The sequence below is a fragment of the Streptomyces sp. NPDC058812 genome, from assembly GCF_042744565.1.
GTDB classification, from domain to species: Bacteria; Actinomycetota; Actinomycetes; order Streptomycetales; family Streptomycetaceae; genus Streptomyces; species Streptomyces thinghirensis.
In genome coordinates this window covers 176,545-199,229 of the sequence record NZ_JBHYOB010000004.1, presented here as the reverse complement: position 1 = coordinate 199,229, position 22,685 = coordinate 176,545, and the positions used below count along the sequence as shown (strand labels likewise).

31 protein-coding genes and 1 pseudogene are annotated in these 22,685 nt (G+C 67.3%); 28 read left to right on the top strand and 4 right to left on the bottom strand.

What is annotated here, in order from left to right; genetic code table 11:
• Window positions 1-128 precede the first annotated feature (128 nt).
• Window positions 129-803: pseudogene (locus tag ACFW48_RS10465) on the bottom strand (hypothetical protein); the annotation flags it as partial.
• Between the two features lie 252 nt (window positions 804-1,055).
• Complete coding sequence (locus ACFW48_RS10460) at window positions 1,056-1,487, bottom strand: ATP-binding protein (protein WP_386312479.1); 432 nt, start codon at window positions 1,485-1,487, stop codon at window positions 1,056-1,058.
• Window positions 1,488-1,643: 156 nt separating this feature from the next.
• On the opposite strand from ACFW48_RS10460, the gene ACFW48_RS10455 reads away from it, so the two are divergent.
• Window positions 1,644-2,492, top strand: coding sequence for a helix-turn-helix domain-containing protein (locus ACFW48_RS10455; RefSeq protein ID WP_386312478.1), 849 nt, complete (start codon window positions 1,644-1,646; stop codon window positions 2,490-2,492).
• The gene (locus tag ACFW48_RS10450) at window positions 2,489-2,683 is read left to right on the top strand and encodes a DUF397 domain-containing protein (RefSeq protein ID WP_386312476.1); all 195 of its coding nucleotides are present in this window, start codon (window positions 2,489-2,491) and stop codon (window positions 2,681-2,683) included. The genes ACFW48_RS10455 and ACFW48_RS10450 overlap by 4 nt, the downstream gene beginning before the upstream one ends.
• Here ACFW48_RS10450 and ACFW48_RS10445 read toward each other — a convergent pair.
• The gene (locus ACFW48_RS10445; RefSeq protein WP_386312474.1) at window positions 2,634-3,536 is read right to left on the bottom strand and encodes a helix-turn-helix transcriptional regulator; all 903 of its coding nucleotides are present in this window, start codon (window positions 3,534-3,536) and stop codon (window positions 2,634-2,636) included. The two genes, ACFW48_RS10450 and ACFW48_RS10445, sit on opposite strands and share 50 nt — an antisense overlap.
• A gap of 77 nt (window positions 3,537-3,613) precedes the next feature.
• On the opposite strand from ACFW48_RS10445, the gene ACFW48_RS10440 reads away from it, so the two are divergent.
• The 4 genes from ACFW48_RS10440 to ACFW48_RS10425 all read left to right on the top strand — a co-directional run bounded on the left by ACFW48_RS10440 (window position 3,614) and on the right by ACFW48_RS10425 (window position 7,001).
• Complete coding sequence (locus ACFW48_RS10440; RefSeq protein ID WP_386312472.1) at window positions 3,614-4,375, top strand: SDR family oxidoreductase; 762 nt, start codon at window positions 3,614-3,616, stop codon at window positions 4,373-4,375.
• Between the two features lies 1 nt (window position 4,376).
• Window positions 4,377-4,586, top strand: coding sequence for a 4-oxalocrotonate tautomerase family protein (locus tag ACFW48_RS10435; protein ID WP_345636369.1), 210 nt, complete (start codon window positions 4,377-4,379; stop codon window positions 4,584-4,586).
• A 313-nt stretch (window positions 4,587-4,899) separates the two neighbouring features.
• A complete protein-coding gene (gdhA, locus tag ACFW48_RS10430) occupies window positions 4,900-6,258 on the top strand; it encodes an NADP-specific glutamate dehydrogenase (protein ID WP_386312469.1) in 1,359 nt (452 codons plus the stop codon).
• A 95-nt stretch (window positions 6,259-6,353) separates the two neighbouring features.
• Window positions 6,354-7,001 (top strand): hypothetical protein, encoded by a 648-nt coding sequence (locus tag ACFW48_RS10425; RefSeq protein ID WP_386312467.1) that lies wholly within the window; start codon window positions 6,354-6,356, stop codon window positions 6,999-7,001.
• Window positions 7,002-7,144: 143 nt separating this feature from the next.
• On the opposite strand, the gene ACFW48_RS10420 is transcribed toward ACFW48_RS10425, so the two are convergent.
• A complete protein-coding gene (locus ACFW48_RS10420; RefSeq protein ID WP_386312465.1) occupies window positions 7,145-7,546 on the bottom strand; it encodes a hypothetical protein in 402 nt (133 codons plus the stop codon).
• Window positions 7,547-7,853: 307 nt separating this feature from the next.
• Between ACFW48_RS10420 and ACFW48_RS10415 the strand changes: the two genes are divergently transcribed.
• The 22 genes from ACFW48_RS10415 (at window position 7,854) to rpmD (ending at window position 22,684) form a co-directional block, all read left to right on the top strand.
• Complete coding sequence (locus tag ACFW48_RS10415; RefSeq protein ID WP_386312463.1) at window positions 7,854-12,437, top strand: RHS repeat-associated core domain-containing protein; 4,584 nt, start codon at window positions 7,854-7,856, stop codon at window positions 12,435-12,437.
• A gap of 27 nt (window positions 12,438-12,464) precedes the next feature.
• Complete coding sequence (locus tag ACFW48_RS10410) at window positions 12,465-12,896, top strand: SMI1/KNR4 family protein (protein WP_337304264.1); 432 nt, start codon at window positions 12,465-12,467, stop codon at window positions 12,894-12,896.
• 428 nt (window positions 12,897-13,324) lie between these two features.
• Entirely contained in the window at window positions 13,325-13,633 is a 309-nt protein-coding gene (rpsJ, locus tag ACFW48_RS10405; RefSeq protein WP_003948644.1) for a 30S ribosomal protein S10, read from the top strand.
• 16 nt (window positions 13,634-13,649) lie between these two features.
• Entirely contained in the window at window positions 13,650-14,294 is a 645-nt protein-coding gene (gene rplC / locus ACFW48_RS10400; protein ID WP_121748660.1) for a 50S ribosomal protein L3, read from the top strand.
• Between the two features lie 8 nt (window positions 14,295-14,302).
• Complete coding sequence (gene rplD, locus ACFW48_RS10395) at window positions 14,303-14,959, top strand: 50S ribosomal protein L4 (protein WP_386312461.1); 657 nt, start codon at window positions 14,303-14,305, stop codon at window positions 14,957-14,959.
• Entirely contained in the window at window positions 14,959-15,378 is a 420-nt protein-coding gene (gene rplW, locus ACFW48_RS10390; protein ID WP_007443985.1) for a 50S ribosomal protein L23, read from the top strand. The genes rplD and rplW overlap by 1 nt, the downstream gene beginning before the upstream one ends.
• Before the next feature lie 40 nt (window positions 15,379-15,418).
• Entirely contained in the window at window positions 15,419-16,255 is an 837-nt protein-coding gene (gene rplB, locus ACFW48_RS10385; protein ID WP_217143312.1) for a 50S ribosomal protein L2, read from the top strand.
• A gap of 12 nt (window positions 16,256-16,267) precedes the next feature.
• Window positions 16,268-16,549 carry a 30S ribosomal protein S19 gene (gene rpsS, locus ACFW48_RS10380; RefSeq protein WP_055418366.1) on the top strand — a complete coding sequence of 94 codons (282 nt, stop codon included), beginning with the start codon at window positions 16,268-16,270 and terminating at the stop codon, window positions 16,547-16,549.
• A gap of 44 nt (window positions 16,550-16,593) precedes the next feature.
• Window positions 16,594-16,941: a 50S ribosomal protein L22 gene (rplV, locus tag ACFW48_RS10375; protein ID WP_003974262.1), complete on the top strand. Its 348-nt coding sequence runs from the start codon at window positions 16,594-16,596 to the stop codon at window positions 16,939-16,941.
• Window positions 16,941-17,780, top strand: coding sequence for a 30S ribosomal protein S3 (rpsC, locus tag ACFW48_RS10370; RefSeq protein WP_121748662.1), 840 nt, complete (start codon window positions 16,941-16,943; stop codon window positions 17,778-17,780). Before rplV ends, rpsC begins: the two co-directional genes overlap by 1 nt.
• Window positions 17,781-17,785: 5 nt before the next feature.
• The gene (gene rplP, locus ACFW48_RS10365) at window positions 17,786-18,205 is read left to right on the top strand and encodes a 50S ribosomal protein L16 (protein WP_004927269.1); all 420 of its coding nucleotides are present in this window, start codon (window positions 17,786-17,788) and stop codon (window positions 18,203-18,205) included.
• Window positions 18,205-18,429, top strand: coding sequence for a 50S ribosomal protein L29 (rpmC, locus tag ACFW48_RS10360; RefSeq protein WP_003998824.1), 225 nt, complete (start codon window positions 18,205-18,207; stop codon window positions 18,427-18,429). The genes rplP and rpmC overlap by 1 nt, the downstream gene beginning before the upstream one ends.
• Window positions 18,429-18,716, top strand: coding sequence for a 30S ribosomal protein S17 (gene rpsQ / locus ACFW48_RS10355; RefSeq protein ID WP_055418364.1), 288 nt, complete (start codon window positions 18,429-18,431; stop codon window positions 18,714-18,716). The genes rpmC and rpsQ overlap by 1 nt, the downstream gene beginning before the upstream one ends.
• A gap of 132 nt (window positions 18,717-18,848) precedes the next feature.
• Entirely contained in the window at window positions 18,849-19,217 is a 369-nt protein-coding gene (gene rplN, locus ACFW48_RS10350; RefSeq protein ID WP_003974257.1) for a 50S ribosomal protein L14, read from the top strand.
• Between the two features lie 2 nt (window positions 19,218-19,219).
• The gene (gene rplX / locus ACFW48_RS10345) at window positions 19,220-19,543 is read left to right on the top strand and encodes a 50S ribosomal protein L24 (RefSeq protein WP_003974256.1); all 324 of its coding nucleotides are present in this window, start codon (window positions 19,220-19,222) and stop codon (window positions 19,541-19,543) included.
• On the top strand, window positions 19,543-20,100 hold the full coding sequence (gene rplE / locus ACFW48_RS10340) for a 50S ribosomal protein L5 (RefSeq protein ID WP_030619154.1): 558 nt from the start codon (window positions 19,543-19,545) through the stop codon (window positions 20,098-20,100). Before rplX ends, rplE begins: the two co-directional genes overlap by 1 nt.
• A gap of 5 nt (window positions 20,101-20,105) precedes the next feature.
• Window positions 20,106-20,291, top strand: coding sequence for a type Z 30S ribosomal protein S14 (locus tag ACFW48_RS10335; RefSeq protein WP_003948630.1), 186 nt, complete (start codon window positions 20,106-20,108; stop codon window positions 20,289-20,291).
• 209 nt (window positions 20,292-20,500) lie between these two features.
• On the top strand, window positions 20,501-20,899 hold the full coding sequence (gene rpsH / locus ACFW48_RS10330) for a 30S ribosomal protein S8 (RefSeq protein WP_026248232.1): 399 nt from the start codon (window positions 20,501-20,503) through the stop codon (window positions 20,897-20,899).
• Window positions 20,900-20,923: 24 nt separating this feature from the next.
• On the top strand, window positions 20,924-21,463 hold the full coding sequence (gene rplF / locus ACFW48_RS10325) for a 50S ribosomal protein L6 (protein ID WP_003974253.1): 540 nt from the start codon (window positions 20,924-20,926) through the stop codon (window positions 21,461-21,463).
• A gap of 3 nt (window positions 21,464-21,466) precedes the next feature.
• Window positions 21,467-21,850, top strand: coding sequence for a 50S ribosomal protein L18 (gene rplR / locus ACFW48_RS10320; RefSeq protein WP_003974252.1), 384 nt, complete (start codon window positions 21,467-21,469; stop codon window positions 21,848-21,850).
• Window positions 21,851-21,893: 43 nt separating this feature from the next.
• Window positions 21,894-22,499, top strand: coding sequence for a 30S ribosomal protein S5 (gene rpsE / locus ACFW48_RS10315; RefSeq protein ID WP_004927232.1), 606 nt, complete (start codon window positions 21,894-21,896; stop codon window positions 22,497-22,499).
• A gap of 2 nt (window positions 22,500-22,501) precedes the next feature.
• The gene (rpmD, locus tag ACFW48_RS10310) at window positions 22,502-22,684 is read left to right on the top strand and encodes a 50S ribosomal protein L30 (protein ID WP_003974250.1); all 183 of its coding nucleotides are present in this window, start codon (window positions 22,502-22,504) and stop codon (window positions 22,682-22,684) included.
• Window position 22,685: the final 1 nt, after the last annotated feature.

The window sequence follows — 22,685 nt, the reverse complement described above, 5'->3', positions numbered from 1 at the left end:
ACCTGTGACGGTGAGGCCCCCCTGCCAGGGGGCCGGCTCAACCGCGTACTGCCTTCATCGCCTCGTCGCGCGGCCCTCAGAGCGTCCGGGGTCTGCTCGGGACCGCCACGCGGGCTCATTCCTCTTCGATCGAGGATCTCTTCGGCCTTCGGCGCGGTGACGGCGCGGGTGAGCCAGTGGCGGAGGACCTCGGGGTCGTCGCAGTCGGTGACGCGCCTGCGGACATCGTCGGAGACGTCGAGGCCCCGCTGCTCCAGGACGAGGAGGATGTCCTCGGCGCGGCCCTGGGCGCGCCCCTGCTCACGGCCTTCGTCGCGGATCTCTTCGGAGATGTAGGACTTGTAGGACGAGAGGTCCACGGCCACCAGTTTCCTCCAGAGATATTGGGCCGGGCGGTTACCCAGGCCTTGAGCGGTGAATTCGACGAGGGGGTCGGCCACGTCTTCGGGAACGTCCCGCAGCGCGGTGGACAGGGCTTTCTGTATGGCACCGATGTCCGGGTCCGCCGCGTGCGTGATGGCCGCCAAGGCGGTCGGAGCGAGGTCGGTACGTGCCTCGTCGGGGTCGGTGATCACCGGCATGTTGTGGGGTCCGGCGACGATGGGCCGTACGGTCAGAGAGGGCCACGAACAGAACCCCATGGGCTGCGGCCGGGTCGCCCACTCGGCCGTGGCGCGGTCCTGGCAGACCACGAGCAGCAGTGGCGGCAGTCGGTACTTGCTGCGCAGGTACGCGAGGTAGTAGCCCCAGCCGGCCGGTTTCTCCGGGTCCTTCTTCCTCTGCGCCTCGACCGCGAGGAGAATGGGTACCCATCGGGAAGGTCCGTTCGTCCTTGGTGATCAGGCCCTCGCATTGGGATGGCAGTCCCGGCGAGGGCCGATGCATGTCTGCGGTTGTTTGCGCTGGGCGTAGGGGAGTTGAGAGTTCCTAAATCCAGCTGAGCCGGTGATGTTTACCCGCCCGAGTGATTACGTGCCTCGGGCGGAAAGGTTGGGCCTGGTCGGGTTCTTTCTCCCGAGTTCTTTCCTTGGTAGGGCGCCGGCGGCACCGAAACCTCAGAAGGTGGGTTCCGGTGGTGTGCAGCGCAGTTCGGCCCACACGGTTTTGCGCGGGAAGCGGCCCTCGGTCACTCCCCAACGGCCCGCCAACGCCTCGACGAGCAGCAGGCCACGGCCGGATTCCGCGTCGGGCGGGGGTGTCCGGACGTCGGGGAGCCGCTCACCCCGGGTGTCGGTGACCTCGATACGGAGGGTCTCGCCGACGACGTAGAGCGTGAGCCGGAAATCGCGGCCGGGGACGCGTCCGTGGGCCGCCGCGTTGCTCGCCAGTTCGGCGACGAGTTGGCGGGCCGGGTCCAGAGGGAGGCCCCAGGTGCGGAGCTGCTCGGTCGCGAGCAGGCGGGCGAGGCGGGCGCCGCGTGGCGTGGGGGAGAGCTGCACGCTGAAGTTGCGGACGGGCGTCGTGAGTTCGGCGGATTTCTGGTTCACGTCACTCAGCGTGGTGGTGCTTGCGTACGGTGAGAAGTGACTCAGCGGGTACGTACGGTGACTGTCCGGTTGTTGTCCGGTGGTGTCGGTGCTGTCGGGAGGGGCCTGCGGGTAGGGCGCTGGGGCAACGCCGTGAGTACGACGAAGGGGCGCGGGATGACGGTCGAGACGGATGAGCCGGGGTGGGAGGTGGACCCTGACGACGAGTGGGGCGTCGCGGTCATCGCCACGGTGGGACGACAGTTGAAGCTCCGCCGTGAGGCGGTGGGGATGCGGGCTGCCGACTTCGGAGTGGCGGTCGGTTACGGGGAGGATCTCGTCTACAAGGTCGAGGGTGGCAAGCGGATCCCCCGGCAGGAGTACCTGGACAGGGCCGACGAGGTTCTGGAGGCGGATGGGCTGATCTCGGCGGCCTGGGAGGACGTGAAGAAGGTCCGGTACCCGAAGAAGGTGCGGGAGCTTGGGAAGCTGGAGGCGAAGGCGGTTGAGATCGGTGTGTACGAATGCAACATCATCGCGGGCTTGTTGCAGACGCCGGAGCACGCGCGGGTCTTGATCGAGGCGGCACAGCCGCCCTACTCACCCGACGATGTCGAACGCATGGTGGCCGCGCGGTTGGCCCGGCAATCGGTGTACGAGCGCGATCCGGCTCCATCGATGCACTTTGTGCTGGAAGAGGCGCCCCTGCGTCGGCAGGTCGGGGGCACAATGGAGTGGCGACGGCAGCTCGAACGTCTGTTGGAGGTTGGGCGGTTGGCCAGTGTCACGTTGCAAGTCATGCCGACCGACGTTGACGCCCACCCAGGGCTTGACGGCAGGATCGAGTTGCTGAAGTTCCCGGACGGTACAGCGGTGGGGCGCGCCGACGGCTTGTTCAACGGACGTCCCGTCTCTGAACCGAGGCAACTCCGCATCCTGGAGCTGCAGTATGGAACCATCCGGGCGCAAGCGCTCCCCCCTCGGGAGTCGCTGGCCTTCATCGAGAAACTGCTGGGAGAGACATGATCCGCGAGGCCGAACTGGTCTGGTTCAAGAGCAGCTACAGCGGCGGTACCAACGGCGAATCCTGCGTCGAGATCGCGGCCACCCCCGGCACCGTCCACATCCGCGACTCCAAGCACCTGGCAGACGGCCCCCGCCTGGCCCTCACCCCGACCGCGTGGACGAACTTCCTCCCGTACGCCTCGGAGAGCTGACGACCTCCTGCGTCCCGACGACCGCCAGCAGATCCAGCAACCCCGCGCTGTCGGTCCCCACGGCCGGCGTGAACCAGAGCAACCGCTGCCGCCCGTCCTCGCTGAAGAGGTTGAGGCAGTTGACCTCGATGACGCCGAGCGTCGGGTGGACGATCCGCTTGCGGTCGTCCCGGCGGAACGCCACGTCGTGGTCGGCCCACAGCGCGGCGAACTCTGGCGACACGTCGAGCAGCGTACGGATCATGGACCCGGCCTCCGGGTCCTTTGCGTCCCTCCGCGCCGCCGCGGCCCGAAGGTCGGCGACGAAGGCACGGGACTGCCTCTCGTGGTCGGCCTCGGGATGCAGGCGCCGGGCGTCCGGCTCGGTGAACCACCGGTGCACCAAGCTGGCCCGGGGCCCCCGGAGACCGGACTGGTCCCCGACCAGCGCCACGGCCAGCGGATTCTGTACGAGGGTGACGTGCAGGTCGGTGATCACCTGCGCCGGAGTCGAGGGCATCCGCCCGAGCAGGTCGAGCATCCCGGGGTGCACGTGCGAGGCGGCCCCGCCCTGCACCGGCACCGGCCGGTCCGCGAGCCGGTACAGATAGTCCCGCTCGTCGGCGGACAGCCGCAGCGCACGCGCCAGCGCGGCGATCATCTGCTCGGACGGCTGCGACCCGGCCCCGCGCTCCAACTCGTTGTAGTAGTCCACCGACGCCCCGGCGAGCTGGGCGACCTCCTCACGCCGCAGCCCCGGCACCCGGCGCCGAGGCCCGGCCGGAAGCCCGACGTCGGCCGGGCGGATGCGCTCCCGCCGCGACCGCAGGAACGCTCCCAGCTCGGCGTACTTCACAGCGCTCATGCCCCCCATTCTGCGCCGGGCAGGGCCGGTGACCCATGGGATGACATCCCCTGGCTGCGCAGGCGGAGGCGGCGCATCGTGGACGCATGACCACGAACACGAACACGAACACAGCGGCGGGCACTCGCGTCGCCGTCGTCACCGGCGGATCACGAGGCATCGGCCGCGCGGTCTCCGAGAAGCTCGCCCAGGACGGCCTGGCGGTCGTCGTGAACTACGCCCGCGACGAGGCCTCCGCCAAGGAGACGGTGGCGGCGATCACCGAGGCCGGCGGACGGGCGGTCGCCGTAGCGGCGGACGTGGCGGAGGAGAAGCAGGTCGCCGCGCTGTTCGACCGCGCGGAGGAGGAGTACGGCGGCGTCGACGTGGTGGTGAACTCGGCCGGCCGGATGACCCTGTCACCCATCGCCGACCTGGACCTGACCGCCCTGGACGCAATGCACCGCACCAACATCCGCGGCACTTTCGTGGTCGCCCGGGAGGCGGCCCGGCGGCTGCGGGCGGGAGGAAGCTTCGTAGGCTTCTCGACCTCCGTGGTCGGCACGCAGTTCCCGACCTACGGGGCGTACGCGGCGAGCAAGGGCGCGGTGGAGGCGATGACCCTGATCCTCGCCCGTGAACTGCGCGGACGGGACATCACCGTGAACACGGTCGCGCCCGGCCCCACGGCCACGGATCTCTTCCTCACGGGCAAGACCGCCGAGCAGATCGACCAGCTCGCGAAGACCCCGCCCCTGGAGCGGCTCGGCACCCCCGAGGACATCGCCGCCGTGGTCGCCTTCCTCGGCAGCCCCGCCGGTCACTGGGTGAACGGCCAGGTCCTGCGGGCCAACGGAGGGATGATCTGACATGCCCTTCGCCCACTTCAAGGTCCCCGAGGGCACCCTCACCCCGGAGGACAAGCAGAAGATCATCGAACGCACCACCGACCTCTACGCGGAGATCTACGGCGACCGGGCCCGCCCCACCACCGTCGTACTCGTCGACGAAGTCGCCGACGGCGGGTGGGGCGTCGCCGGGAACGTCCTCACGGCTGCGATGCTGAACGGCGACGCGTGATGCCTGACGCCTCATGCCTGACGTCTGACGTCTGACGTCTGACGCCTTTCGCCTGACGCCTGTCGGAGCAGCCCGAGCCATCCGGGTGACCTTCGTCTCATACGTCACGAAAGCCCCCGAAATGCGAAAGCGCGGTCTCACATAGTGGTCGCACGGGGCGCCCGGTGCTGGCCAGGTCGTTTACATGCGCGTAACACTGAGGTGTCCCGCGCGCGGCAACGGCGCCGAGCGCCCACCACCGGACCGACCGGACCGCGGCCTGCCCCGGGCCCCGCCCCCGTCTCCGGTGTCAGCCGTGCCAGAAAGGGCCTTTGTGACGACGCGAAGCGAGACCAGGACCGCGCTCGACCACCTGCTCACAGAGATCGAACACCGCAATCCGGCCCAGCCCGAGTTCCACCAGGCCGCCCACGAGGTCCTGGAAACGCTGGCGCCGGTGCTCGCGGCCCGCCCCGAGTACGCCGAGCCGGGGCTGATCGAGCGGCTGGTCGAGCCGGAGCGGCAGGTCGTCTTCCGGGTGCCGTGGCAGGACGACAGGGGGCGGGTCCACGTCAACCGCGGCTTCCGGGTCGAGTTCAACAGCGCGCTGGGCCCGTACAAGGGCGGCCTGCGCTTCCACCCGTCCGTCAACCTGGGCGTCATCAAGTTCCTGGGCTTCGAGCAGATCTTCAAGAACGCGCTGACCGGCCTCGGTATCGGCGGCGGCAAGGGCGGCAGCGACTTCGACCCGCACGGGCGGAGCGACGCGGAGGTCATGCGGTTCTGCCAGTCGTTCATGACGGAGCTGTACCGGCACATCGGCGAGCACACGGACGTCCCGGCCGGGGACATCGGCGTCGGCGGCCGGGAGATCGGCTACCTGTTCGGCCAGTACCGCCGCATCACCAACCGCTGGGAGGCCGGCGTACTCACCGGCAAGGGCGCGGGCTGGGGCGGCTCGCTGATCCGCCCGGAGGCGACCGGCTACGGCAACGTCCTCTTCGCGGCGGCGATGCTGCGCGAGCGCGGCGAGGACCTGGAGGGCCAGACGGCGGTCGTCTCCGGCTCCGGCAACGTGGCGATCTACACCATCGAGAAGCTGACCGCCCTCGGCGCGAACCCCGTCACCTGCTCGGACTCCTCGGGCTACGTCGTCGACGAGAAGGGCATCGACCTCGACCTGCTCAAGCAGATCAAGGAGGTCGAGCGCGGCCGCGTCGACGCGTACGCCGAGCGCCGCGGCTCCTCGGCCCGCTTCGTGCCCGGCGGCAGTGTCTGGGAGGTCCCGGCCGACCTCGCCCTTCCGTCGGCCACACAGAACGAGCTGGACGAGAACGCCGCCACCGCCCTCATCCGCAACGGCGTCAAGGCGGTCTCCGAGGGCGCGAACATGCCGACGACCCCCGAGGCCGTCCACCTCCTCCAGCGCTCCGGCGTCGCCTTCGGCCCCGGCAAGGCCGCCAACGCGGGCGGCGTCGCGGTCAGCGCCCTGGAGATGGCGCAGAACCACGCCCGCACGTCGTGGACGTCGGCACGGGTCGAGGAAGAGCTGACGGACATCATGAACAACATCCACACCACCTGCCACGAAACCGCCGAGCGCTACGACGCCCCCGGCGACTACGTCACCGGCGCGAACATCGCGGGCTTCGAGCGCGTGGCGGACGCGATGCTGGCGCAGGGGGTCATCTGACGGGTCCGGCGTCCCGGTCTCCCTGTTCGCCATTCGTTCGATGGGACGATGTCGGAAAACCTGATCGAGTGACGAACGGGGAGACCGGGAACGACATGGCCCGTTACACGGAGGCACTGACCGTCGAGCGCGGCGGATTCCGCATCAAGGTGCCGGAATCGTGGTGGGAGTTCGACGTACGCCCGGAGTCGCGGGACGACTCGATCCGCCGCATGGTCGACGACCGCGTCCGCCGGCACCCGGAGTTGGAGCCCTCCCGCTCCGCCTACGTCACCTTCCTCCAGAAGGCGGCCTCCGACGCGTGGAAGTCCGGCGCGCTGTACTGCGGTTGCATGGCGGAGAGCTTCGGCGGCGACACCCCGATCACCGGCTCGGTGACGGTGTCGCTGGTCGGCGGCCGCACGTCGTCCGGCGACCCGCTCCCCACCGAACCGGCCGCCATCGCCGGCCAACTCGCCGTCAAGGAGGCGAAGAAGCCCGGCGACTCCTGGCGCAAGGTGACGACGGTCGACATCCCCGGGGTGGGCCCCGCCGCCCGCACCCAGGGCATCGAGGACATCCCGGTCCCCGGCGACGCCCTGAACCGCACCGTCCGCGCGGTCCTGATGCAGACGTACATCCCGGTCCCCGGCCAGGAGGGCAAGGTCGCCCTGGTCGCGGGCAGCAGCCAGGTCCTCGACCTCGCGGACTCCTTCTTCGACATCTTCGACGCGATCACGTCGACGTTCCGGTTCGTGGGCTGAGGGCGGAAGGGGGCCCTGGCGCGCCGTGACCGCCGAGTTCGTGCTCGACCTCGACGAGGGGATGCTGGAGTACTTCCGGGAGGTGGCGAACGTACTCGGCGATCCTCTGACCAGTTCGGCGCGACAGTGATCCGATCGGTGCCTCAGCGCTCCGTCTCGGGACCGGACGCCTCCACCGTCTCGGGACCGGACGCCTCCGCCAGGCGGGACAGCAGCTTGGCGTAGACCGTCGTCGCCGCCGCGACCACGGTCGCGATGCTCGACAGGGCCAGGATGCCGAGGAGTGCCGGCCATTGGCGTAGCTCGCTGTCACAGAAGTAGCCGTCCCGCTGAAGCGGGGCGATCAGCGGGCCCTCGCAGCGCGGCACACCGTCGTAGGACTCGGGGCCGTACGAGGAGAGCATCAGGAACGCGAACCACATCCACAGCCCGACCGCCACCAGGATCCACCCGACCGACCACTTGTCCGCACGGCCGGCGTCCCGAAGCGTCTGGGACTCCTGGTCCCCGTCGGCCTTCGCCCCACCTGGGTCCACTGCCGTCACGTCATCCCCCACTTGTTCGACGGTCCCCTGCCGGAAGACCCTAATCCGAGGGCGCGGTCGTCGAAGCTCAGCGGGCTCTGCGCAAGCACTGAAGGCCGTGGACGTGAACAGGCGGCTCCCGTCGATCGTGGAACGACTCCTGGAATCCGTCTGACAGAAGTACGTCCATGCCGCCCTCCGCGCTGATCACGCAGCGAGCCGGTCCGAGCGGCCACGCCCCGGCCTTTTCGTCGAACGCTCGTGCCTTGTAAGTTCACGTGTGCATACGGGCTGTTGATGATGCGTAAGTGGCGACGGGGGTTGCGGGATGGCGGGCCACAGGCCGAGTGACTGGCATGTCCTGGACCTGGACAAGGATCCGACCCCGGGTGACCCGCAGCGGGTTCGCACGCTCGCCAAGACGCTGCACGACTTCGCGGACGACGTGTCGGACGCGCTGCGTCTGGTCAAGGGCATGGCGGGGGAGACCACGCTGGCGGAGTGGGCGGGCAAGTCCGCGACGGTCTTCAAGGAGGAGTTCTCGGGCGTACCGAAGAATCTCACCAAGCTCGAGAAGTCGTACGGGATGTGCGGCGACGCCCTCGCGGACTTCTGGCCGAAGCTGGAGCGTGCGCAGGCCCTGGCGGACAAGGCGTTGCGCAAGGCGCGGGAGGCGCGTGAGGACCTGTCCTCGGCGCAGTCGAAGCTGACCTCGGCGGACTCGTGGGTGACGCGGGCGTCGAAGGAGGCCGACAAGTACAAGGACGACCCGACGGGCAGCAAGTCGGACGCGGACAAGCCGGACGAGGGCAAGGTCCGCGCGGCCACGCGGGACGTCCAGCACGCCAAGACCGCGCAGTCCAACGCCCAGTCGGCCGTCGACTCCGCGCAGAGCGCGCTGGACGCGGCGAAGAAGATGGCCGAGGACGCGCGCAAGATGCGCGAGGACGCGGCCCGGGAGGCCAAGAACAAGATCGACGAGGCGTCGGACGCCGGTATTCAGAACCGGTCGTGGTGGGAGGACATCGGCGACTGGTTCACTGACAACTGGGACTCGATCGTCACCGTGTGCAAGGTCGTCGTCGCGATCGTCGGTATCGTGGCGATGATCATCGGCGGGCCGATCCTGGGCGCGATCGTGCTGGTCGCGGGGCTCATCGTGCTCGCCGACTCGCTCTACAAATACAGCAAGGGCCAAGCGTCGCTATGGGACGTGGGACTGGCCGCGCTGGACTGCATACCCGGCATGAAGGGCCTGACCACCCTCGGCGGACTCGCCAAAGGGCTGAAGGCTCTTGGGAAGACCGGCCTGAAAGGAATGGCCTTCGGCGTCAAGGGCCTCGGTAAGAGCGCCAGGGGCATGCTGGCCGATGCGGCCAAGGGCTCCTACAACCGTCTCAAGACCAAGATCTTCGGATGCGGTGACCCGGTGGACGTCGCCACCGGGGCGATGTATCTCGACCAGACGGACCTGGAACTACCCGGTGTGCTGCCTCTGGCATTCACTCGTCGCGCCGCCTCGAACTACCGTTGCGGCTGGTGGTTCGGCCCGTCCTGGGCGTCGACGCTCGATCAAAGACTGGAGACGACAGACGACGGTCTCGTGTTCGTCACCGAGGACGGCATGCTGCTCGTCTATCCGGACTCGTCGGCGACGAGCGCCCGCTGTCCAACGCAGGGTCCACGCTGGCCACTCAGCGAGCTGGACGGTGGTGGGTACGAGGTTCACGATCCCGAGTCCGGGAACACGCGGACCTTCGGACCTGTGGTGAATGGCTTGGCACCGCTGGTGTCCATCACTGACCGTAACGGCAACTCGATCACCGTGGAATACGGTCCGGACGGCACCCCGCAGGGCATGCGCCACTCCGGTGGCTACCGTCTCCTGTTCGACGTGGCCGACGACAGGGTGACCGCACTGCGTCTCACCGACGCGGCCGACGACGGGACCAGTCACGCGGTCAAGCATTTCACCTACACAGACGGCCACCTGACAGGAATAGCCGGGTCGTCCGGCGCACCGGTGCGCCTCTCCTACGACACGCGGTCACGCATCACCACATGGACCGACACCAACGGCAGTTCCTACCAGTACGCGTACGACGAACGAGACCGCTGCACCGCCCAGGGTGGCGACGCAGGGCACGTCGCCTTCGATTTCACCTACGACGGCTCCGACGACGACTGGCCTGGCCACCGGCTCACCACGGCGACCAGTGGCACGGGCACCGTCACCCGGTACGCGATCAACGCGAATTGTCAGGTCGTCGCCGAGTGGGACCCGGTCGGCGGTCTCACCAGGATGACGTACGACGCCGATCACCACGTGCTCTCCCACACCGATGCCCTGGGACGCACAACGCGGGTGGACTACGACGACCACGGGCGACCCAAGACGGTCATACGCCCCGACGGCGCTCGCACCGAGTACACGTACAACGCACTCGGCCTGCCCGTGAGTATCGTCCTGCCCGACCTCGGCACCGTCCGGTGTACCTATGACGAGAGAGGAAATCGCACCGCGATCACGGACGCCGACGGCGCCGTGTTCCGTTACGCCTACACGGCCGAGGGGCACATGTACGCCCTGACGGACCCGTTGGGCCACGCGACCACTATCCGCACCGACGGCGCCGGACTGCCGCTTGTGATCACGGACCCGATCGGTGGCACCGTCCGGCATGAACGGGACTCCTTCGGCCGCACGGTGAGGCTCACGGATCAGCTGGGCCACCAGACCCGGCTCGAGTGGACGGTGGAAGGGAATCTGACACGCCAAGCCGATGCCGACGGCGACGAGACGTGGGAGTACGACGGCGAGGGAAACTGCCGACGCCACGAGGACAGCGCCGGCAACGTCACCACGTACGAATACACACACTTCGACCTGCTGGCGGTCAGAACCGACCCGTCGGGAGCCCGCTTCACCTACGCCTACGACGCCGACCTCCGTTTGATCGAGGTCGGCGCCCCGACCGGCGAGGCATGGCGGTACTCATACGACGCCGCAGGTCGCATGGTTTCCGAGACCGACTTCGACGGCGTAACGACTCACTACACCTACGATCTCGCCGGTCAGCTGGTCATGCGGACCAACGCCCTCGGACAGACCGTATGCACCGAGCACGACGTACTGGGCCGCGTGGTCCGCAAGCGGGTCGACGGATCGGACATGGCGTTCCGATACGACCTTGGCGGCCGACTCGTCGAGGCAGTCGGCCCTCATGCGACGATCACCATGACCCGGGACGGAGGAGGTCGGCTCCTCGCGGAGACGACGAACGGTCGATGCCTGGCGCATACCTTCGACCCGGCAGGGCGTCGACTCACCCGCGTCACTCCCGGCGGAGCGGAGAGCCGCTGGAGCTATGACGCCGCGGGCAGTGCCGTGCAACTCGTCAGTTCCGGGCGGACCGTCCGGTTCGACCGGGACGGAGCGGGGCAGGAACTCGCCCGTCATGTCGGCGGCAACGTCGTCTTGACACAGACGTACGATCCGCTCGGGCGCCTGCTTTCCCGCTCGCTCGCCCACGGGCGGAGCCAGGACCTCCTGCGCCGGTACAGCTACGGGTCCGACGGGCACCTGCGCGCCGTCGACGAGGCCGGCGGGGCGTCCAGCCGCTACGAGTCGGATCCGGTGGGACGTGTCACCACCCTCCACGGACCGCACGGCACCGAGCGATACAGCTACGACCCGAACGGCAATCAGACACGCGGGCACTGGCCTGAGCGCTTCCCGGGGCGGGAAGCGGTGGGCGAGCGCACATACCGGGGGACGCGGTTGGACCGAGCCGGCGCGGTGCGCTACGAGTACGACGCACAGGGCCGCGTCACCCTTCGGCAGAAGACACGGCTGTCGCGCAAACCGGATACCTGGCGCTACGAGTGGGACGCGGAAGACAGGCTGACGGCGGTCACGACGCCGGACGGAACACGATGGACGTACCTCTACGACCCACTCGGACGCCGTATCGCCAAACGGCGCCATGGCGCGGACGGCGCCACGGTCGTCGAGGAGACCGTCTTCGTCTGGGACGGCACCGCTCTTTGCGAACAGACGACCACCTCTGTACAGCAGCCCTGCCCAGTGACGCTGACCTGGGAGCACCAAGGCCTGTGCCCCCTCACCCAGGCCGAGCGCATCACTAGCTCAGATGCCTCACAGGAAGAGATCGATCAGCGCTTCTTCGCCATCGTCACCGACCTGGTGGGGACCCCCACGGAGCTCGTCGACGAAAGCGGGGAGATCGCTTGGTACGGGCGATCGACGCTGTGGGGCAGCACGATGTGGAGTCGCTCCGCGCGGGCGTACACGCCGCTTCGCTTTCCAGGCCAGTACGCCGACCCGGAAACAGGTCTTCATTACAACCTGTTCCGCCACTACGACCCCGAGACCGCGCGCTACCTCACTACCGATCCGCTCGGACTCGCGGCAGGCGGAAATCCTGTTGCCTACGTGCACAACCCGCTTACCTGGGCCGACCCCCTGGGGCTGACTCCGTGCGAGGCGGCGGCCAAACTGGCGGCGGCCCGGAAAGAGACAGTTCTGGGTAAAGACGTCCCGACGCGAGCTGATGCTGCCGTCGGAAAAACAACGAGTCACAATTACAAGAAGACGTTTTTCGCGGCACACCCCGGTCTGAAGGGTAAGGTGGTTGTCCACCACGCCATCGAGCAGCAGGTTCTCAAGCGGTACCCGGGGCTGTTCTCCGCCGATGAAATGCACTCCCTGGAAAATCTGCGCGGTATTCCCAAGGGGGATATCAACAGCAGAATCCATCTCAGTCAGATACGCGTTGAATGGAATAAGTTCTATGACGCTAATCCGAACCCCACGCGGCAGGAGGTACTCAAGCAAGCGACACTTGTCGATGATATGCTCGGCAACTGGTTCAGTCCGCGGATAAGATAGCGGTACTCGAAGAGATTGGTTCACACGATGTGGCGCGAGATCATCGCCGAATTCCCGTCGGCGGAGCCTCGTCAACCTGCGGCGCCTCAGAAAATCGAGAGGATCGAGGCGGCACTCGGACTGGCCTTGCCGGCTGAACTCCGCTCGCTTCTGCTTGAGAGTGACGGGGTGCTGGACGAATACGGCACCGAAGTCATCTGGTCCGCAGAACGGGTCCTCGATGACAATGTGGTCTTCCGCAGTGATGAGCAGTACCGGTCGCTGTACATGCCCTTTGATCCACTTGTGTTCTTCGGTGACAACGGGGGCGGCGACCAGTTTGCCTTTGTCTGTCGGCCATCACGGAAGGAGGTCTTCGTGTGGGACCACGAAACGGACAGTCGCAATCTCGTGGCGCCGACCCTGGAATCCTATGTGCGCAGCGCATTGGGGAGTGATGGGGAAGACTGGTACCGGTAGGCCCCGCAGGCACTCCGCCACGTGTACCCCCCACGGTGACGTGGGGTACAGTCATCCGCCCCGATTCGCCAGCCCCCCGCCCCGTATGGCAGACTAACGGGGTTGCTCGGTCGAGTGCCGATGCTGCGCGCCTCCCGCCGGGAGGACCGGAAGCGAGTCCCACAGTACTCGTCGCCCCTGATCAGGGGCGGACGTACGGGAATCTTCCGGGAAGTGTCAGCGGGGTGCAGACCAGGCACCCGGTGGGCCTCTCGCCCCCGGTCCGCGGTTCCGGAAGGGCCCGCACTCCCCATGCAGGGAAGTCCCGAAGAGGGACATCCATGTCAGCGAGAGTGCGACACGCCCGACCGCGTGGGTCGGAGGGGGAGTGGAATGACAAGGGATCACCGGGTCCAGAGCGTTTCGAGAGACAGGACTACTGAGTAGCCATGGCGGGACAGAAGATCCGCATCCGGCTCAAGGCCTACGACCACGAGGTCATCGACTCTTCGGCGAAGAAGATCGTCGAGACGGTGACTCGCACTGGTGCGTCGGTCGCGGGCCCGGTGCCGCTGCCCACTGAGAAGAACGTGTACTGCGTCATCAAGTCGCCGCACAAGTACAAGGACTCGCGCGAGCACTTCGAGATGCGCACGCACAAGCGCCTGATCGACATCCTCGACCCGACCCCCAAGACCGTTGACTCTCTGATGCGACTCGACCTCCCGGCCGGTGTCGACATCGAGATCAAGCTCTGAGGGCGGTGATCTGAAGATGACCAAGCAGATCAAGGGCATCCTGGGCGAGAAGCTCGGCATGACGCAGGTGTGGGACGAGAACAACCGCGTTGTTCCGGTCACCGTCGTCAAGGCCGGCCCCAACGTCGTCACCCAGGTCCGTACGAACGACGTCGACGGCTACGAGTCCGTCCAGATCGCGTTCGGCGAGATCGACCCGCGCAAGGTGAACAAGCCCCTCAAGGGCCACTTCGCCAAGGCCGACGTCACCCCCCGCCGCCACCTCGTCGAGATCCGCACGGCCGACGCCGCCGAGTACACGCTCGGTCAGGAAGTCACCGCCGAGGTCTTCGAGTCCGGCGTGAAGGTCGACGTCACCGGCAAGAGCAAGGGCAAGGGCTTCGCCGGTGTCATGAAGCGTCACAACTTCAAGGGCCTCGGCGCCGGACACGGCACCCAGCGCAAGCACCGCTCCCCCGGTTCCATCGGTGGCTGCGCCACCCCGGGCCGCGTGTTCAAGGGCCTCCGCATGGCCGGCCGCATGGGCAACGAGCGGGTCACCACCCAGAACCTGACCGTCCACGCCGTTGACGCGGAGAAGGGCCTGCTGCTCATCAAGGGCGCGGTTCCCGGTCCGAACGGCGGCCTCGTCCTGGTCCGCACTGCGGCCAAGGGGGCCTGAGGTAACCGATGAGCACTGTTGACATCCTTTCGCCTGCCGGCGAGAAGACCGGAAGCGTCGAGCTCCCCGCGGAGATCTTCGGCGTGGAGAAGATCAGCATCCCGCTGATCCACCAGGTCGTCGTCGCGCAGAACGCCGCTGCCCGCCAGGGCACGCACAAGACCAAGCGTCGTGGCGAGGTCCGTGGTGGCGGCAAGAAGCCGTACCGCCAGAAGGGCACCGGCCGCGCCCGCCAGGGTTCGACCCGTGCGCCGCAGTTCGCCGGCGGTGGCGTCGTCCACGGCCCGCAGCCGCGTGACTACTCGCAGCGGACCCCGAAGAAGATGAAGGCCGCGGCCCTGCGCCACGCCCTCACCGACCGGGCCCGCCACAACCGCATCCACGTCGTCTCCGGCGTCATCGAGGGCGACAGCCCGTCGACGAAGGCCGCCCGGACGCTGTTCGGCAAGATCTCGGAGCGCAAGAACCTGCTCCTGGTCGTCGACCGCGCCGACGAGGCCGCGTGGCTGTCCGCCCGCAACCTGCCCCAGATCCACATTCTGGAGCCGGGCCAGCTGAACACGTACGACGTTCTCGTCTCGGACGACGTGGTCTTCACCCAGGCCGCTTTCGAGTCCTTCGTGTCTGGCCCCAAGGCCGCTGACACCGAAGGGAGCGAAGCCTGATGGCTACGCGTCACCCGAGCATCGCCTCCAAGGCGGCCAAGGCCGCCAAGGCCGCGCGCGTCGCCAAGGCGCGTCGCCACGAGGCCGAGGGCAAGAACACCGTCGTCACCCCGGCCAGCAAGGCGTTCACGGACCCCCGTGACGTGCTGCTGAAGCCGGTCGTGTCCGAGAAGAGCTACGCGCTCCTCGACGAGAACAAGTACACGTTCATCGTCGCGCCGGGCTCCAACAAGACCCAGATCAAGGAGGCCGTCCAGGCGGTCTTCTCGGTCAAGGTCACCGGGGTCAACACGATCAACCGCCAGGGCAAGCGCAAGCGGACCCGCACCGGCTTCGGCAAGCGTGCCGACAGCAAGCGCGCGATCGTGACCCTTGCCGAGGGCGACCGTATCGACATCTTCGGCGGTCCGACCTCCTGACGGAGGTCCGGATCGTCCGGAATCGGACGAGGACTGAGAAATGGGAATCCGCAAGTACAAGCCGACTACGCCGGGCCGTCGTGGCTCGAGCGTCGCCGACTTCGTCGAGGTCACGCGGTCCACGCCGGAGAAGTCGCTGGTCCGCCCGCTGCACAGCAAGGGCGGCCGTAACAACGCCGGTCGTGTGACCGTTCGCCACCAGGGTGGCGGACACAAGCGCGCCTACCGCGTGATCGACTTCCGTCGTCACGACAAGGACGGCGTGCCGGCGAAGGTCGCGCACATCGAGTACGACCCCAACCGCACCGCGCGCATCGCGCTGCTGCACTACGCCGACGGCGAGAAGCGCTACATCCTCGCCCCGCGCAACCTGCAGCAGGGCGACCGCGTCGAGAACGGTCCCGGGGCCGACATCAAGCCGGGCAACAACCTGGCCCTCCGCAACATCCCGGTCGGTACCACGATCCACGCGATCGAGCTCCGTCCCGGTGGCGGTGCCAAGTTCGCCCGCTCCGCCGGCGCCTCCGTGCAGCTGCTCGCGAAGGAGGGCTCGATGGCCCACCTCCGCATGCCGTCCGGAGAAATCCGCCTGGTCGACGTGCGCTGCCGCGCCACCGTCGGCGAGGTCGGCAACGCCGAGCAGAGCAACATCAACTGGGGCAAGGCAGGCCGCAAGCGGTGGCTGGGCGTTCGCCCGACCGTCCGTGGTGTGGTCATGAACCCGGTGGACCACCCGCACGGTGGTGGTGAGGGCCGGACCTCCGGTGGTCGCCACCCCGTGTCCCCGTGGGGCAAGAAGGAAGGCCGTACTCGTTCGCCCAAGAAGGCGTCGAACAAGTACATCGTCCGCCGCCGCAAGACGAACAAGAAGCGCTAAGGACGGGTTGAGATGCCTCGTAGCTTGAAGAAGGGACCCTTCGTCGACGACCACCTGATCAAGAAGGTGGACACGCAGAACGAAGCCGGTTCCAAGAACGTCATCAAGACCTGGTCCCGTCGCTCGATGATCGTCCCGGCGATGCTCGGCCACACGATCGCGGTGCACAACGGCAAGACCCACATCCCGGTGTTTGTCACCGAGTCCATGGTCGGCCACAAGCTCGGCGAGTTCTCGCCGACGCGCACCTTCCGGGGTCACGTCAAGGACGACCGGAAGTCGAAGCGCCGCTAGTCAGCGGGGTGTGAAAGATCATGACAAACACTGAAGGGACAACCATGGAAGCCAGGGCCCAGGCGCGGTACATCCGCGTCACGCCCATGAAGGCCCGCCGCGTGGTGGACCTCATCCGTGGCATGGATGCCACGGAGGCTCAGGCGGTCCTGCGTTTCGCCCCGCAGGCCGCGAGCGTGCCGGTCGGCAAGGTGCTGGACAGCGCCATCGCCAACGCCGCGCACAACTACGACCACACCGACGCCGACAGCCTCTTCATTTCCGAGGCCTACGTCGACGAGGGCCCGACCCTGAAGCGGTTCCGGCCGCGCGCCCAGGGCCGCGCCTACCGGATCCGCAAGCGGACCAGCCACATCACCGTGGTCGTCAGCAGCAAGGAAGGAACCCGGTAATGGGCCAGAAGGTAAACCCGCACGGGTTCCGGCTCGGTGTCACGACCGACTTCAAGTCGCGTTGGTACGCCGACAAGCTGTACAAGGACTACGTCAAGGAAGACGTCGCCATCCGTCGGATGATGACGTCCGGCATGGAGCGCGCCGGCATCTCGAAGGTGGAGATCGAGCGCACCCGTGACCGCGTGCGTGTGGACATCCACACCGCTCGTCCGGGCATCGTCATCGGCCGCCGCGGCGCCGAGGCCGACCGCATCCGCGGTGACCTGGAGAAGCTGACCGGCAAGCAGGTCCAGCTGAACATCCTCGAGGTCAAGAGCCCGGAGACGGACGCTCAGCTGGTGGCCCAGGCCGTCGCCGAGCAGCTCTCCTCCCGCGTCTCCTTCCGTCGTGCCATGCGCAAGAGCATGCAGGGCACGATGAAGGCCGGCGCCAAGGGCATCAAGATCCAGTGCGGTGGCCGCCTCGGTGGCGCCGAGATGTCCCGCTCGGAGTTCTACCGCGAGGGCCGTGTGCCCCTGCACACCCTCCGCGCGAACGTGGACTACGGCTTCTTCGAGGCCAAGACGACCTTCGGCCGCATCGGTGTGAAGGTCTGGATCTACAAGGGCGACGTCAAGAACATCGCCGAGGTCCGCGCCGAGAACGCAGCTGCCCGCGCCGGCAACCGCCCGGCCCGTGGTGGCAACGACCGCCCGGCCCGTGGTGGCCGCGGTGGCGAGCGTGGCGGTCGCGGTCGCAAGCCGCAGCAGCAGTCCGCGCCGGCTGCCGAGGCCCCCAAGGCCGAGGCTCCCGCCGCCGCTGCCGCTCCGGCTGAGAGCACCGGAACGGAGGCCTGACCGAAATGCTGATCCCCCGTAGGGTCAAGCACCGCAAGCAGCACCACCCGAAGCGCCGTGGTCAGGCCAAGGGCGGTACGACGGTTGCGTTCGGCGAGTACGGCATCCAGGCCCTCACGCCGGCGTACGTGACCAACCGCCAGATCGAGGCGGCCCGTATCGCGATGACCCGCCACATCAAGCGTGGCGGCAAGGTCTGGATCAACATCTACCCGGACCGCCCGCTCACGAAGAAGCCGGCCGAGACCCGCATGGGTTCCGGTAAGGGTTCCCCCGAGTGGTGGATCGCGAACGTGCACCCGGGCCGGGTCATGTTCGAGCTGTCCTACCCCAACGAGAAGATCGCCCGTGAGGCGCTGACTCGTGCGGCCCACAAGCTGCCGATGAAGTGCCGGATCGTCAAGCGCGAGGCAGGTGAAGCGTGATGTCGGCCGGTACCAAGGCGTCCGAGCTGCGCGAACTGGGTGACGAGGAGCTTCTGGCGAAGCTCCGCGAAGCCAAGGAAGAGCTGTTCAACCTCCGCTTCCAGGCGGCGACGGGTCAGCTCGAGAACCACGGTCGGCTCAAGGCCGTCCGCAAGGACATCGCGCGGATCTACACCCTGATGCGTGAGCGCGAGCTGGGCATCGAGACGGTGGAGAGCGCCTGATGAGCGAGAGCAACGTGACTGAAGAGACGAAGGCCGGCCGCGGCTTCCGCAAGACCCGTCAGGGTCTGGTCGTCAGCGACAAGATGGACAAGACCGTCGTCGTCGCCGTCGAGGACCGCGTGACCCACGCGCTGTACGGCAAGGTCATCCGCCGTACCAACAAGCTCAAGGCTCACGACGAGCAGAACGCCGCGGGTGTCGGCGACCGTGTCCTCCTCATGGAGACCCGGCCGCTGTCCGCGACGAAGCGCTGGCGCGTCGTCGAGGTCCTCGAGAAGGCCAAGTAGGTAATTCGCGCAAGCGAATTCCAAAAGATCCGCCCTGCGGGCAAACCCGCAGGTCAGTTCCGCCAGGCTCGGCGAGAAGCGTGAGTACTTCACGCTTCTCGCCGGGAACCGGCAGACAATCAGGAGATAGACGTGATCCAGCAGGAGTCGCGGCTTCGTGTCGCCGACAACACGGGTGCGAAGGAAATTCTCACCATCCGTGTGCTCGGTGGCTCGGGCCGCCGCTACGCGGGTATCGGTGACGTCATCGTCGCCACCGTCAAGGACGCGATCCCCGGTGGCAACGTGAAGAAGGGTGACGTCGTCAAGGCGGTCATCGTTCGCACCGTCAAGGAGCGCCGCCGTCCCGACGGCTCGTACATCCGCTTCGACGAGAACGCCGCCGTCATTCTGAAGAACGACGGCGACCCTCGCGGCACCCGTATCTTCGGCCCGGTGGGCCGTGAGCTGCGCGAGAAGAAGTTCATGAAGATCATCTCCCTCGCGCCGGAGGTGCTGTGAGCATGAAGATCAAGAAGGGCGACCTGGTCCAGGTCATCACCGGTAAGGACAAGGGCAAGCAGGGCAAGGTCATCGCGGCCTTCCCCCGTGAGGACCGTGTCCTGGTCGAGGGTGTCAACCGGGTCAAGAAGCACACCAAGGCCGGGCCGACCGCTCGCGGTTCGCAGGCCGGCGGCATCGTGACCACCGAGGCCCCGATCCACGTCTCCAACGTCCAGCTGGTCGTGGAGAAGGACGGCAACAAGGTCGTCACGCGCGTCGGTTACCGCTTCGACGACGAGGGCAACAAGGTTCGCGTTGCCAAGCGGACGGGTGAGGACATCTGATGGCTACCACCACCACTCCGCGTCTGAAGACGAAGTACCGCGAGGAGATCGCGGGCAAGCTGCGTGAGGAGTTCTCGTACGAGAACGTCATGCAGATCCCCGGCCTCGTCAAGATCGTGGTCAACATGGGTGTGGGCGACGCCGCCCGCGACTCCAAGCTGATCGACGGCGCGATTCGCGACCTCACCACGATCACCGGTCAGAAGCCGGCCGTCACCAAGGCCCGCAAGTCCATCGCGCAGTTCAAGCTGCGTGAGGGCCAGCCGATCGGTGCCCACGTCACGCTCCGTGGCGACCGCATGTGGGAGTTCCTGGACCGCACCCTGTCGCTCGCGCTGCCGCGCATCCGCGACTTCCGTGGTCTGTCCCCCAAGCAGTTCGACGGCCGTGGCAACTACACCTTCGGTCTCACCGAGCAGGTCATGTTCCACGAGATCGACCAGGACAAGATCGACCGCACCCGGGGTATGGACATCACCGTGGTGACCACGGCGACCAACGACGCTGAGGGCCGCGCGCTCCTTCGTCACCTCGGCTTCCCCTTCAAGGAGGCGTGAGCGAGATGGCGAAGAAGGCTCTGATTGCCAAGGCTGCTCGCAAGCCCAAGTTCGGTGTACGTGGCTACACGCGCTGCCAGCGCTGCGGCCGCCCGCACTCCGTCTACCGCAAGTTCGGCCTGTGCCGCGTGTGCCTTCGTGAGATGGCTCACCGTGGCGAGCTGCCGGGCGTGACCAAGAGCTCCTGGTAATCCGGTAATTCCGGGTTATTCAGGCTCTCGGTAAGCATCTGGGTCGGCAGGGGCCCACCCTCGCATGCATTAGGCTTGTGGGGTTGGGCGTCTGCCGCCCGTACGACTTACTACGCCGTAGGTCCACCGCGCCGCACCCGTCCCGTCTCGGATCGGGGAGAGGGATGGCGCACCAGGAAACCCCGGCGAGAGAGGCCGAAGGCCAATTCATGACCATGACTGATCCGATCGCAGACATGCTTACGCGTCTGCGGAACGCGAACTCGGCGTACCACGACTCCGTGACGATGCCGGCGTCCAAGATCAAGTCTCACATCGCGGAGATCCTCCAGCAGGAGGGCTTCATCACGGGCTGGAAGACCGAGGACGCCGAGGTTGGCAAGAACCTCGTCCTCGAGCTGAAGTTCGGCCCGAACCGTGAGCGCTCCATCGCGGGCATCAAGCGGATCTCCAAGCCCGGTCTCCGGGTGTACGCGAAGTCCACCAACCTGCCCAAGGTGCTGGGTGGCCTCGGCGTGGCGATCATCTCCACGTCGCACGGGCTCCTCACCGACAAGCAGGCCGGCAAGAAGGGCGTGGGTGGGGAAGTCCTCGCCTACGTCTGGTAGCGGAAGGGAACGGAGGAAACAGCTATGTCGCGCATCGGCAAGCTCCCCATCGCGGTTCCCGCCGGCGTGGACGTCACCATCGACGGCCGTACGGTTTCGGTCAAGGGCCCGAAGGGCTCGCTGACTCACACCGTCGTGGCGCCGATCGACATCGCCAAGGGTGAGGACGGCGTTCTGAACGTCACCCGCCCCAACGACGAGCGTCAGAGCAAGGCCCTGCACGGCCTGTCCCGCACGCTGGTGGCGAACATGATCACCGGCGTGACCCAGGGTTACGTGAAGAAGCTCGAGATCAGCGGTGTCGGTTACCGCGTGCTCGCCAAGGGTTCGAACCTGGAGTTCTCCCTCGGCTACAGCCACCCGATCCTGGTCGAGGCCCCCGAGGGCATCACCTTCAAGGTGGAGAACCCGACCCACTTCTCGGTCGAGGGCATCGACAAGCAGAAGGTCGGCGAGGTTGCGGCCAACATCCGCAAGCTGCGCAAGCCTGACCCGTACAAGGCCAAGGGCGTCAAGTACGAGGGCGAAGTCATCCGCCGCAAGGTCGGAAAGGCGGGTAAGTAAGCCATGGCATACGGACAGAAGATCCTCAAGGGCGACGCCTACAAGCGCGCCGCGATCAAGCGCCGTCACATCCGGATTCGCAAGAATCTCTCGGGTACGGCGGAGCGTCCCCGTCTGGTCGTTACCCGCTCGAACCGCCACATCGTGGCCCAGGTGATCGACGACATCAAGGGTCACACCCTTGCGTCGGCGTCCACCCTGGACACCTCGATCCGTGGCGGCGAGGCCGACAAGTCGGCGCAGGCCAAGCAGGTCGGCGCCCTGGTCGCCGAGCGCGCCAAGGCCGCGGGTGTCGAGGCCGTGGTCTTCGACCGCGGTGGCAACCAGTACGCCGGGCGCATCGCCGCCCTGGCGGACGCCGCCCGCGAAGCCGGTCTGAAGTTCTGACCCGGTTCCGTATCGCTAGCGGAAACAGAGAGAGGTAATTCCAATGGCTGGACCCCAGCGCCGCGGTGGCGGTGCCGGTGGCGGCGAGCGGCGGGACCGGAAGGGCCGTGACGGCGGCGCAGCTGCCGCCGAGAAGACCGCTTACGTTGAGCGCGTCGTCGCGATCAACCGCGTCGCCAAGGTTGTGAAGGGTGGTCGTCGCTTCAGCTTCACCGCGCTGGTCGTGGTGGGCGACGGTGACGGCACCGTGGGTGTCGGTTACGGCAAGGCCAAGGAGGTGCCGGCCGCCATCGCCAAGGGTGTTGAGGAGGCCAAGAAGCACTTCTTCAAGGTCCCCCGTATCCAGGGCACCATCCCGCACCCCATCCAGGGTGAGAAGGCTGCCGGCGTCGTGCTGCTCAAGCCCGCGTCCCCGGGTACCGGTGTTATCGCCGGTGGTCCGGTGCGTGCCGTGCTCGAGTGCGCCGGTATCCACGATGTGCTGTCGAAGTCTCTCGGCTCCGACAACCAGATCAACATCGTGCACGCGACCGTGGAGGCCCTCAAGGGTCTGCAGCGTCCCGAGGAGATCGCGGCCCGCCGTGGTCTGCCGCTCGAGGACGTCGCCCCCGCGGCTCTTCTCCGTGCACGTGCCGGGGCGGGTGCGTAATCATGGCGCAGCTCAAGATTACGCAGGTCAAGTCCTACATCGGCAGCAAGCAGAACCACCGTGACACCCTGCGTTCCCTTGGTCTCAAGGGGATCAACACGCAGGTCGTCAAGGAGGACCGCCCCGAGTTCCGCGGCATGGTGCACACCGTCCGCCACCTCGTGACGGTCGAGGAGGTCGACTGAT